This window comes from Vibrio sp. Makdt (genome assembly GCF_027587015.1).
Lineage (GTDB): Bacteria > Pseudomonadota > Gammaproteobacteria > Enterobacterales > Vibrionaceae > Vibrio > Vibrio chagasii_B.
Window position 1 is genome coordinate 214,229 of sequence record NZ_JAPPTH010000010.1, and the last position, 10,738, is coordinate 224,966.

Consider the following 10,738-nt stretch of genomic DNA (forward strand, 5'->3'; position numbering starts at 1 on the left):
TTAACGAAATAAACTTAGAGTAAACGCCGACAACTCTGTCGGCGTTTTTAATTTACTCGCGACTACTCTAGCCACTATGTTAGCTGATTATAAAACAGAGAATATAGTAGGGCGGGTGTCACGAATATGTGGTTGGTTTAAGGCCATTACCAAGTGGCGCTAAAACTCACTTCATCTAGCTGCTTGAATTTACCTGAATTGCACTTAACTTTGCCTGCAATATGGTTTCTAGACACATAGGTCAATGTTATCTTTCCGCTACTAGAATCGGCAACGATAGTGCCATTTTGTAGCGCCATTCTAGCTTTGCATCGTGTATTTATACCGTCTTGTAGGCTTAGATAGCCACTATTTGCAATTACTACCGTGTTTTTGTAGTTGTCTCCGTTTAATGAGATATTCATTTTATAACCCTTTCCTTGCTCCCTTCGTATTTGGTCGTAATCGCTAGAGTCTAAAAAGCCATTACCAAGGCTAATTAGCTGAGAATATTGTAGTTCACCGTTTGCAGTCACGAAGACTAACTCTTGAACACCGTCGCCATTCAGATCGGCCATTGAGAAGCTTTGTACGTTTTCATTTGGCAGAAGAGTCTTTGGATCACTAACAACCAGATCCGATGCACTGGCATTCGCCATAATAGCCATAGACAACATTAGCACTGACTTTTTCATTAAATATCCCTTGTTTAATTTATATTTCATAGGATGCATATATTCATACGCAATTGCGCATAGTTGCATATGGGTGTTGTGATTTCAAACAGACAAGGTTTTTTAGCCATATATATCAGCTGCTTATTCCAAAGTGAGCATCATTCTCGACAGAGAATCTTACGGCTTCCCAGCACACACAAACCTAAAATCAACTATCCCGTCTGGGCAAGGATGTATATGGATAAAATGATAAGTAATACACATATTCATACGATTTCTACATTTAATTAGAGTTATTAGGAATACTTCTGTTTCTCGTCATGTATGATGCGACTTTCTTGCTAAGGCATTGTTATTAAATGACTTAATTGTCAATTTAATAGCTGTTGCTATTAGTAGCCGAACTATTTCAATTATAAACAGCGTCAATGTTCGGTCTCGGAACCGTTATCAGTAAAAGGGCAAGGTATGTATTTTTGGAACATCAAAGGCTTAAAGGCGGACATCAAAGCCGATAAGTTGTCGGAGAAAGATCGTTTTCGGTATGTATTTATATATATCGCGTTGGGTACGCTCGCGATGTATGGCTACGCCAATGGCTTTTCAAATACCTGGGAGGTTATCGAATCAATCAGTTTCAGCGTCATCGTACTTCTAGGGACCTATTTTGCTTATAGAGCGAATGGTGCAGAAAATGGGCGAGACTTCTTAGGTCGTTATTTTGGTATCAGCTTTGTTGTGGGTTTGAGGTTTCTCATTTTTATGTTGCCTCTCTATATCCTGTTATTTTTCTATTACTTTTCAGTGATATCTGATGATGGCGATATTGCTACCACAGGCGTTGATGTTGCGATATCGATGAGTTTAAATATCTTACTGTATGCGCGCATTGTTAAGCATATGGGCGACGTAAGAGATTAACAATAAACCATGTAATCAGGCGGGTAACGTGGGGCGTGCGCTTGGGTTTACATTTGTCTGCAACTCAGTTGTCTTTAGGTTTCTTTGCATAAAAGGCAGAGCTTTAGGAGTTAGCTCATGGATTATGAAACGAAAATACAACTTGCTCTAAAAGAGTTAAGTGACAAAGGTGTTTGGAAGTCGAACTATAACCCCCCAATAGATAGATTGTTGCGTAAACTCGGGTTTTGTATACGGCCACCTTACTATCAGGGCTTTTTCTCAAATTTTGTGTTTTGTTTGGTCTATTTCGCTCCTATATGGTGGGGTTTTGAATGGTTTTTGGATTGGAATGAGGTTGGGATATCTATGTTGGAAGCTGCCTATAAATCATTGCAATGCGGGGCTTTGTTTGGCTTGCTTATGTCAATCTTCTACGCCATAAGACGTAAGCAGTTAAACCTAACAGATTGGGATTCATTAGGTGAATGACCGCAAACCTATCAACAAGGTTCAGAGTCTAGCTCAACACCTTAAATTTTAGGCTTTGTGTTTAGAATAGTTTTGCTGTGGTAGAAAGCTGTAAAACATCTCGTGAGGTCTCCGAGTGATTCAAAACACAGGGTATTTTGGAGTTTAAATTAGATGTATAAACTTGAAATTTTCTGTACGCCTGAACAACAAGAGCGAGTTCTTAGCACTTTACATGAGTCCGGTGTCGACAGGATTGGAAACTATGACCACTGTTGGGCTATCGGGTCAGTTATCGGGTCTCACCGAGCGCTTGATGGATCTACGCCTGTGTTTGGGAGCAAAGGAAAAGTCGAAAATTACCCGCTATTAAAAGTTGAAATCAACGTGGCAAAGAGCCAAGTGAAACCAATTGTTGATCAGCTTAGAGAGTCCCTCGGCTGGGAGGAACCTTTAGTCAATGTTTTCAAAATCTATAACTCTGAGTTTGATCTTTGAAGATACTTTGGTGGTCGCTAAACGGCTTAAGTAGACTCAAAGTCTTAGAAAGTAGGATAAATAAAAATGCTATACCACTTACTGACCGAAAGTGATTACAAAGAATACCAAAGCACAGAAACCTATGAACCCGCATCCTTGAAGGACGAAGGCTTTATCCACCTTGCTTATGAAGAGCAACTGCAAAAAATTGTAGATTGTTTCTTTGTGGGAGTGGCGCAAGCATATCTTCTAGAAATCGACAAAAGCGTGATTGCTAAAGACTTAAGAGATGAGCCGCCAGTAGGGGTTGAAGATGATGGGGCACTTTACCCACATTTATACAGTCCACTTTCTAAGCAAGCCGTGATTAGAACAATAAATTTAGTCGCGGATTCATCAGGTGCGCTAAAAGTAAACCTGTAACAATCGCAGTATTCCTATTGGCTCTGTACTATTCAAAACAAGCAGCACTTAATCGTGTGTTGTTTTGGCTCTACAGAGCTTTTTGTTTCCATCAAGTTAAGGAAAACAATGCAAGTTAAAGCAGTTAAAGACGCATATAACGCATACTTTTATTTTAATAACGAGCGAACCCTTTCAACCGATTTAGCCAGTGAACTGATTTCAATTGAAGATGATGGCTTCACTGTTTTTATCGACAAAACACGTAAGTACGACAACCAGATCCTCATTGATGGCGTTTGCAATTCCGCGAGCTTAGAGGCAGACCTCAAACTATTTAAAGGTGGTATCTCACCTGAGATTTCTATTGCGCCTAACGCTTTAACAGCAGAGCTGAAATCATGGTTATCGAAACATCAGTTTGTGCCCGCTTTTGAGCATGAGTTTCTTGAGCTATCGGCAGAAGGCTATGTAGAAAAGCCGAGTACTGAAAAATCAAGCGCAGAACTATCGAGCCCAGAACCATTGAGCGATGTAGGTAAAGTCACGATTGAGCGATGGACACAAGATAATGCCGATGAGTTTTTGGCTTTGCTCAAAACATCCGGTTTAGAGTGTTCAGACCAAATTTGGCAGCAGAAACGCGCGCTCTATTGCACGGATACTTTCCGTTGTTACGTTGCGAAAATAGAGGGTAAACCGTGCGCTTGGGCGACGAGTTTCATCAACAACGAACACGCCATACTTGCCAATGCGTATACACAAGAGCGCTATCGTTCAAAGGGATGCCAAACGGCGCTGTTAAGATCTCGAATCGAAGATGCCATCGCCTTAGGGGCGAAGGTACTTTTAACCGACGTAATGCCAAACAGCACCAGTAGCAAAAATTGTAAATCGATCGGTTTTCGCTCGGTTGGCGTACGAAGTGTATGGTGTAAAGATTAGAGATAGGGCGATCTACCAAGAGAAAATTATGAATACAACGGATGTAATGCAAGAGTACAACGAATTTGAGCGGAAACGTTTTAACTCATTCAATGGTATTAAGGTCACAGAGAACAACCTGACTAAGTTCGTATCGAACGATCGTCATGGTAGCTATATCTCCTTTTTCGACTTCGATGAAAGCCTCACAGACTCTATCGTCAAAGAGCAACTCGCGTACTTTAAGCAGCGTGACCTATGTTTTGAGTGGAAGACGTACAGTACCGATACACCAACGAACATCAGTGCCGTATTGCTCGAGAATGGTTTTGAGCAGGATGAGCGCGAGTCATTCATGGTGTTGGACCTGTCTAAGGCCACCTGCAAGCCTTTTGATAAAGGTAAGATCACCGAGGTGGCGGACAGCAAAGGCATTCGCGATGCGATTAAAGTCCAAGAGCAAGTTTGGGGGGGCGATTTCGAATGGCATTACAATCACTTAATTAGCCTTAAACAGCACGCTCCCGATTCAGTGTCTATCTATGTCGTGTATGTCGACCACCAGCCTGTGACCTCAGCGTGGGTCATATTTAATGGAAGCAGCCCGTTTGCAGGTATTTGGGGCGGAAGCACCATCGAAGCATTTCGAGGTAAAGGCTATTACAGTTTGCTACTGAACAAACGCATTGAGGAAGCCAAGTCGAGAGGGGTTAAATACCTTACCATCGATGCTTCTGATATGAGTAAACCCATTGTATCCAAACGTGGTTTTGAAGTGATCGCGACCACCACAGGGTATACCTCACCAAGTAGTGAGTAATGTGTTTCAAAGGAGTAAAGAGTGAATAATCAAGTACGTGTAGGTGTGGCTGCGGTCATTTTCCGGGAAGGACGCATTCTACTTGGCGAGCGCATTGGCTCACATGGTGCGAATACGTGGGCGACGCCTGGTGGGCACCTTGAACTGGGTGAAAGCATTGAAGAGTGCGCGCAGCGAGAAACCCTTGAAGAGACAGGGTTAGAGGTCGGCGCTTTTAAGAAGCTCGGCTTTACCAACGATATCTTCGAAAAAGAAGGCAAGCACTACGTCACCTTGTATGTTGTCGCGACCAGTTCTCGTGGTGAGCCTCAAGTCATGGAGCCTCATCAGTGCAAGCAGTGGCAATGGTTCGACTTAGATGAACTGCCAGAACCTCTGTTCTTACCTTTGGTGAACTTGTTGAAGGAGCCGGTAAACTTCAAGAATTTTGACTAGTCAGAACGCCCATACTTGGTACTGAAAGAACATTGGGTTATCTTGTTCACTCTTTTACAACGTAATGATTCAATTGAAAATTCAAAGGAAAGCATGGCAGTTTTAGACATTCTTACCGCACCGGACCCAAGGCTTAAAGTGAAAGCGGAAGAGGTGCAAGATGTATCGACGGTACAAACACTCATCGACGATATGTTAGAGACACTCTATGCCACTGATAATGGTATCGGCTTGGCATCCACTCAGATCGGTCGTAAAGAGGCCGTGGTGGTTATCGATATTTCAGACAGCCGAGACCAACCGTTAATCTTGGTGAACCCGGTAGTCGCAAGTGGCTCCAACAAAGCTTTGGGCCAAGAAGGCTGCTTATCAGTGCCTGACTACTATGCGGATGTCGAGCGTTTTACGTCTGTGGTTGTTTCTGCTCTCGACCGAGAAGGGAAGCCAATCACCATTGAAAGCGATGACTTTCTCGCTATCGTCATGCAGCATGAAATTGACCATCTATCGGGTAACCTATTTATTGATTACCTGTCGCCACTAAAGCGTCAAATGGCGATGAAAAAAGTTAAAAAGTACCTAAAATCGCACGCTTAATCCGGTTTATAAACCACTATCTCTTCAAACCCAACGCGTGAATTTCAACACATCAGCGTTGGGTTTTGTCGCTATCCTTCTCAATTTTGTGTACTACTCCTTTCATGTTGCACGGCTTTTCAATAGGTTGATCCGTTCCCTTAGTTATGTTGCATATGCAAGCGAGTGCTTTTAGTTTGGTTCTCGTGTTTCATTCAGTTTTAACGTTCACAAAAGGTAAATGATGATCCAAGTAAAAAATGTTGCTTTTGATAGTGAAAATGAACAATCAATTCGTTCTATTCGCGAGAACGTTTTTATTAACGAACAATTTATCGCACCTGAAATAGAGTTCGACGGGTTAGACAGTTCGGCCATCCATGCCGTGGTGACTGTCGATGGAAAGCCTGTCGGCACGGGCCGTATTTTAAGCGACGGTCACCACGGCCGTATTGCCATCATGAGAGATTTTAGAGGACAGGGGCTTGGCTCGAAGATTGTTTTATCGCTCATCGATGAAGCGAAGAAGAGCGGTTACCAGCGCGTGTATCTTGGCTCTCAAAAGCAAGCCATCGACTTCTATACCAAGCTAGGATTCACACCATTTGGAGAAGAGTTCATGGAAGCAGGCATTGTGCACTTGTCTATGGAAAAAGCGTTAGCTTAATGGGTTCATGTAACTAGCATTATCAAGACACTGATGGCAGCAGTGTAACGCTCTTGCCCTCATCGAAACATGGTTTGATAAAGCACTAAGCACACAAGCAATAAATAGTAAGCACCGAAGCTATAAAAAGTAAGTAATAAAGCGATAAGGCAATAAAGGAATATAATGAAGAAAAACCTCGTGGTTGGCGGCACTTTACTGGGTGTTGTGGCACTCTTTTTCGTTGGTAAACACAGAGGCGAAGAATTGACCCTTGCCCCTTGTGATATGGGTGAAAAAGTCGAAACTCCCGTTCACTTTTTTACCGATGCATCGATGAGCGAGTCAAAAATTCAGAAGATGATAGGCTACTCTAATCTTGTTCTGCAAAACTCATGCGTACCAATGGAGCGAACATTATCAGGCATCACGAGAATCGACCTTTCCGGTTTCCAAGATGCGGAAAGCAGCAAGCTGCACAAACAGTTAGTCAACCTGGTTGGCGATGAGGTGTTGGAACCCATGCAGCGAGAGGGGAGCTACTATGCACTGATTCTTCCTGAAGACCACGAGTTCTCAGACGAAGGAACCGTGGGTTCGGTTGATCTGAATTTAAGCCGCAGCTTTTTGGTGCTGTCATCTGCTGCAGAGGTAGAGGTACTTGAGCATGAACTGGGTCATTTGGCTTGGGCGTGGCACAACGACACGCCAGACTACTGGCTCAAAGGTATGTTGCTACAAGAAAGCCATGATTATATAAAACCTTACTCTTTCGGCGCTTTGTGCCGGGAAGCGGGTACCGTGATGACCTACGCTGAAAAAGTATTGCCCGTGTATTCCTCGCCAAACATTCAATACTACGGAAAAGCATGTGGTGATGCAGAAAAAGCAGACAACGCAAGGCACATGCGAGAGTTTGCTCAGTCACTCGCTTTAAATGCCGCAACATAGGCATCTAAAACAATAAATGAATAAATACCGACCCAAGAGGTCGGTATTTTTATGCGTTAGCTCTAATTAGAGGCACACTCCAACATAAAGCCATCTTCAGTGCGGCGTAAAGTGATCGTCGTGCTGGCCTCTAATTCCCCCTCCGGTAAATAAACCGCGCAGTATTCAAACCCAGCAGAGTTAGCTGAATTGATCGTTTCATATACCTCTTCTGAGCTGTCTACATTTTCACCTGCGTAAACAATAACGTTATCGATTTGGGCAAGCATCTGGTCGGAATTTTGTGTTGCTTTAGCGTGAGCGAAAACAGAAACAGAACTAAGAGCAAGAAACAGTAAAGCCTTTTTCATTTTATACCTCGTAAGAGTTTAGGGTTGGTGTTGAGGAGCTAATATACATCGGAATGTTTGTAGATCAACAATAAATTATCGAATAACAATAATTTTTTGTTGTTTTGTGTTTGTTCTACCATGCGCATAATGGTGAAAGCCTTCGGTTTTATTGGGCTGTTCGCTCTTAACTAACCCTTTGCTCGGTTGCGAAATTTCTGAATGCCTTCATCCTCGCTCCGTCATTTTTTATGCAGCTAAACCTATTGATGACTTTTGATCTATCCGTTCTATGGGGATTCGCTGGTGGTGGAGGCTAAACGTGTGGAGTCGTCGATCAAGATTGATTCACAACACATGGTATTTAGTGCTGAATCTGTGCGGCTCAGAACGTGAGTAGTTGAGTGGACAGTCCACCTCAACACGCGTTGCACCTTTCTAGCATTAATCGTGATGACAAAAATTATCAGTGCACAAAAGGCTTCATGGCTGCGGAACTTTAGGTATAGAATTCAGGTAGATAAAGACCATTAAATTGACAAGGATAAATGCTAAGGTCTGCCAGCGTGTTGAAAGCGGCGATGTAACGGCATAGAAAACTTAAGCCAAATGGACGAGTACCAAGACTTTGTGAGTCACTAAAAATGAATCGTTACACGCGGCGTTAAAGTGTTAGAAGTATCAATAAGATAGTTTGATTTTAAGTATGAAATACTGATTGATTAAACGATCTGTTTCACATACCATCTCTCGAATCTTGAATGTCGTTCTGTAAATTTATCAGCAAGAGACTAGCCGACATTGCGGCTTAACCATCATGCTACCGACAGTTCTGGAACCAAAATGCTAAGGCGGTGGGGAAGAAATCAACCTGCAAGATGACGACTCACTCACACATTGCGCCATTTTCTGTATTTTGCCGAAGCTATATCGAAAATTTCTGTGTTTCATCATGTTTGCTTCAGAAGCAAGCAGGTAAGGTGTTGTTATTAAATTAGTTATTAGACAAGTCCTGAGTGGTTCAGATTACTAGACAGAATGGTGTCAGGGACAAAATACAGAATTATTCTGTCTAATATAGCTGTTAAGCGCACAGTCAAATTGAACAAATAAGGTAACTATGAAAATAAAAACGATAGATATCAGAGGTATTGGCGGTATAGAAAGTCTCCACCTCGATTTCGACGCTAATATGAATTTTATATGTGGTCCGAATGGAATTGGTAAAACAACCATTCTTGAATGTATAGCACATTCATTTTCATGGAATAGTACAAACATTTTGAAGAGGCATGTAGGCAGTGAACAAGGTGGGTTCACTGCGTCAATTGAGAATGATGGAGCCATGCTTGAATCTCATGTTGACATTGTTGACTTTTCGCCAGAGCTACAGTCAAAGGTTCGAGGGCTTCATCAACTGTCCGATAAGTTACTTTCGTTAAAAGTATCAAGAACATTTAGCTATCAACCGCTTAATGCAGTTAGTAAAGATACAGATAAGCAAATTCATGTATTGTACGAAGAAGCAAAGTCTGGTGTGAAAATAAATGAAGTAAAGAACTGGTTTGTAAATCGATATCTTTATTCTGCGCACCCTGGAGCTTTGACTGATGTGCAACTACATAACCTTGAATTGGCTAAACAAAGCTTTGCTTTGTTGAACCCAGATTTCACCTTTAGCAAGGTAATTGCGTCCTCAAATGAAATCATGGTCAACTCACCTAGTGGTGAAATATATTATGAATATCTTTCGTCAGGCTTTAAGTCTTGTCTATCAATTATATTTGGGATTATCAAAGACATAGAGTTGAGGTTTAAGAATCCTCCAATCAAAGCTGATGAGTTTGATGGGATAATATTAATTGACGAACTGGAACTACACTTACATCCAGAATGGCAAGCTAAAATTGCTAAGATCTTAGTTGAAGTATTTCCCAGTATTCAGTTTATTACATCGACTCACAGTCCACACGTCCTGCAAAATGCAAAGCCCAATGAAATCATCGCACTAGAGATGTCGAATGGTAAAGTGAGCAAAAGAGACGTAAATGGTGGTGAGTACGGATTTCAAGGCTGGACTGTAGAAGAAGTTTTAGTGGACATAATGGGAATGGAAGACACCCGTACAAGCACATATAAAGAGGTGTTGGGCAGTTTTGAAAATGCGATAGAACAAGAAGAATATGCTCTCGCATTAGAATTATATAATGAATTAGATAAACTAATTCATCCTGACAACCATATTCGAAAGCTATTGAAACTTGAATTACTCTCCATCAAAGAGGGGGGCGAATGATAAAGTTGCAGCGCCAAGAGAAGCCTACCTTTTTAACAGAAGAAAAAGTACATGCACTTACAGAAGAGTTCAAAACGAGCAAAAAAAGCGTTTGGAATAACGAGCACATTAAATCAGCTTTACTATTATCTAGCCATGGAAAATGTGCTTACTGTGAATGCTCATTAACTTCAGAAAGTAACTATATGGAAGTCGAGCATTTTGAAGATAAAAAAAACAATCCAGAGAAGGTAGTTGATTGGGAAAATCTGCTTCCTTCATGTAAAAAATGCAACGGCTCTAAGAGTACCCATAATGTGCTTAGTGAACCTATTATCAATCCTTACGTGGATCAACCATCTGATCATCTTTCCATGCGGCTTTACCGACTCAAAGGAAAAACTGAGAAAGGTAAGTGTTCTATTGATGTACTCAATCTCAATCATTCTGAGAGGCTTGTAATGAGTAGATTTCTCCTAGGCGAAAAAATTCAAGGTATGATTGAAACTTGCTGGGAAAGGTATGAAACATATAACCTTAAAAGTGATGTACGAACTAAAAATCGTCTTATAGTGCTAGTCGAGGGTCTTTTGACTGAATGCTTGCCCAATTCAGTGTATTCAGCATCTACTGCCACCATTTTACTTAGTGATCGTAGTTTTATTGAATTGATTGAGTGCATGAAATCTGGGGACCTTTGGAATGAAGAGTTGGATGTTTTGTATACTAAATCTTTGCCTTCAGCGCTAGAGTGCGCTTAACAATCTGTTTAAGAGTGATTCGCAACGCTTGGCATTTTTTCTATGCGTTGCGTTTAGTGCTTAAGGTGGTATGCGGTAGCTTCGGTGTTGCGTTGCTCACACCTTAACAGGG

At 41.7% G+C, this 10,738-nt stretch carries 14 protein-coding genes; 12 read left to right on the forward strand and 2 right to left on the reverse strand.

The annotated features are described in order from the left end of the window. Positions 1-146: 146 nt before the first annotated feature. Positions 147-674: a hypothetical protein gene (locus OH460_RS14545; RefSeq protein ID WP_269998146.1), complete on the reverse strand. Its 528-nt coding sequence runs from the start codon at positions 672-674 to the stop codon at positions 147-149. A 450-nt stretch (positions 675-1,124) separates the two neighbouring features. Between OH460_RS14545 and OH460_RS14550 the strand changes: the two genes are divergently transcribed. The 10 genes from OH460_RS14550 to OH460_RS14595 all read left to right on the forward strand — a co-directional run bounded on the left by OH460_RS14550 (position 1,125) and on the right by OH460_RS14595 (position 7,261). Continuing rightward, positions 1,125-1,577 (forward strand): hypothetical protein, encoded by a 453-nt coding sequence (locus tag OH460_RS14550; protein WP_061031132.1) that lies wholly within the window; start codon positions 1,125-1,127, stop codon positions 1,575-1,577. A 117-nt stretch (positions 1,578-1,694) separates the two neighbouring features. Then, positions 1,695-2,048: a DUF6404 family protein gene (locus tag OH460_RS14555; protein ID WP_269998148.1), complete on the forward strand. Its 354-nt coding sequence runs from the start codon at positions 1,695-1,697 to the stop codon at positions 2,046-2,048. A gap of 153 nt (positions 2,049-2,201) precedes the next feature. Continuing rightward, positions 2,202-2,525, forward strand: a complete 324-nt coding sequence (locus OH460_RS14560; protein WP_116870802.1) for a hypothetical protein — start codon at positions 2,202-2,204, stop codon at positions 2,523-2,525. A 66-nt stretch (positions 2,526-2,591) separates the two neighbouring features. Further along, positions 2,592-2,930 carry a DUF952 domain-containing protein gene (locus OH460_RS14565; RefSeq protein WP_239940122.1) on the forward strand — a complete coding sequence of 113 codons (339 nt, stop codon included), beginning with the start codon at positions 2,592-2,594 and terminating at the stop codon, positions 2,928-2,930. A 108-nt stretch (positions 2,931-3,038) separates the two neighbouring features. Beyond that, positions 3,039-3,854, forward strand: a complete 816-nt coding sequence (locus OH460_RS14570; RefSeq protein ID WP_269998153.1) for a GNAT family N-acetyltransferase — start codon at positions 3,039-3,041, stop codon at positions 3,852-3,854. 28 nt (positions 3,855-3,882) lie between these two features. Beyond that, on the forward strand, positions 3,883-4,653 hold the full coding sequence (locus tag OH460_RS14575) for a GNAT family N-acetyltransferase (protein ID WP_269998155.1): 771 nt from the start codon (positions 3,883-3,885) through the stop codon (positions 4,651-4,653). A 21-nt stretch (positions 4,654-4,674) separates the two neighbouring features. After that, entirely contained in the window at positions 4,675-5,088 is a 414-nt protein-coding gene (locus OH460_RS14580) for a nucleotide triphosphate diphosphatase NUDT15 (RefSeq protein WP_102442411.1), read from the forward strand. Positions 5,089-5,181: 93 nt separating this feature from the next. After that, positions 5,182-5,685: a peptide deformylase gene (gene def / locus OH460_RS14585; protein WP_102286259.1), complete on the forward strand. Its 504-nt coding sequence runs from the start codon at positions 5,182-5,184 to the stop codon at positions 5,683-5,685. Between the two features lie 223 nt (positions 5,686-5,908). Then, positions 5,909-6,331, forward strand: coding sequence for a GNAT family N-acetyltransferase (locus tag OH460_RS14590; protein WP_269998160.1), 423 nt, complete (start codon positions 5,909-5,911; stop codon positions 6,329-6,331). A gap of 165 nt (positions 6,332-6,496) precedes the next feature. Then, entirely contained in the window at positions 6,497-7,261 is a 765-nt protein-coding gene (locus tag OH460_RS14595) for a hypothetical protein (RefSeq protein WP_269998162.1), read from the forward strand. Positions 7,262-7,323: 62 nt separating this feature from the next. Here the strand turns inward: OH460_RS14595 and OH460_RS14600 are convergent, their stop codons facing one another. Next, the gene (locus OH460_RS14600) at positions 7,324-7,611 is read right to left on the reverse strand and encodes a hypothetical protein (protein ID WP_269998164.1); all 288 of its coding nucleotides are present in this window, start codon (positions 7,609-7,611) and stop codon (positions 7,324-7,326) included. A gap of 1,099 nt (positions 7,612-8,710) precedes the next feature. Here OH460_RS14600 and OH460_RS14605 point away from each other — a divergent pair. Continuing rightward, positions 8,711-9,886 (forward strand): AAA family ATPase, encoded by a 1,176-nt coding sequence (locus OH460_RS14605; protein WP_269998165.1) that lies wholly within the window; start codon positions 8,711-8,713, stop codon positions 9,884-9,886. Further along, positions 9,883-10,626 carry an HNH endonuclease gene (locus OH460_RS14610; protein WP_269998167.1) on the forward strand — a complete coding sequence of 248 codons (744 nt, stop codon included), beginning with the start codon at positions 9,883-9,885 and terminating at the stop codon, positions 10,624-10,626. Before OH460_RS14605 ends, OH460_RS14610 begins: the two co-directional genes overlap by 4 nt. Positions 10,627-10,738: the final 112 nt, after the last annotated feature.

What these genes read in the sequence shown, in the direction of transcription:
- def (WP_102286259.1), top strand. Translation starts at nt 5,182, where the DNA reads ATGGCAGTTTTAGACATTCTTACCGCACCGGACCCAAGGCTTAAAGTG.
- OH460_RS14570 (WP_269998153.1), top strand. Translation starts at nt 3,039, where the DNA reads ATGCAAGTTAAAGCAGTTAAAGACGCATATAACGCATACTTTTATTTT.
- OH460_RS14565 (WP_239940122.1), top strand. Translation starts at nt 2,592, where the DNA reads ATGCTATACCACTTACTGACCGAAAGTGATTACAAAGAATACCAAAGC.
- OH460_RS14610 (WP_269998167.1), top strand. Translation starts at nt 9,883, where the DNA reads ATGATAAAGTTGCAGCGCCAAGAGAAGCCTACCTTTTTAACAGAAGAA.
- OH460_RS14595 (WP_269998162.1), top strand. Translation starts at nt 6,497, where the DNA reads ATGAAGAAAAACCTCGTGGTTGGCGGCACTTTACTGGGTGTTGTGGCA.
- OH460_RS14560 (WP_116870802.1), top strand. Translation starts at nt 2,202, where the DNA reads ATGTATAAACTTGAAATTTTCTGTACGCCTGAACAACAAGAGCGAGTT.
- OH460_RS14600 (WP_269998164.1), bottom strand. Translation starts at nt 7,611, where the DNA reads ATGAAAAAGGCTTTACTGTTTCTTGCTCTTAGTTCTGTTTCTGTTTTC.
- OH460_RS14605 (WP_269998165.1), top strand. Translation starts at nt 8,711, where the DNA reads ATGAAAATAAAAACGATAGATATCAGAGGTATTGGCGGTATAGAAAGT.
- OH460_RS14545 (WP_269998146.1), bottom strand. Translation starts at nt 674, where the DNA reads ATGAAAAAGTCAGTGCTAATGTTGTCTATGGCTATTATGGCGAATGCC.
- OH460_RS14575 (WP_269998155.1), top strand. Translation starts at nt 3,883, where the DNA reads ATGAATACAACGGATGTAATGCAAGAGTACAACGAATTTGAGCGGAAA.
- OH460_RS14555 (WP_269998148.1), top strand. Translation starts at nt 1,695, where the DNA reads ATGGATTATGAAACGAAAATACAACTTGCTCTAAAAGAGTTAAGTGAC.
- OH460_RS14590 (WP_269998160.1), top strand. Translation starts at nt 5,909, where the DNA reads ATGATCCAAGTAAAAAATGTTGCTTTTGATAGTGAAAATGAACAATCA.
- OH460_RS14550 (WP_061031132.1), top strand. Translation starts at nt 1,125, where the DNA reads ATGTATTTTTGGAACATCAAAGGCTTAAAGGCGGACATCAAAGCCGAT.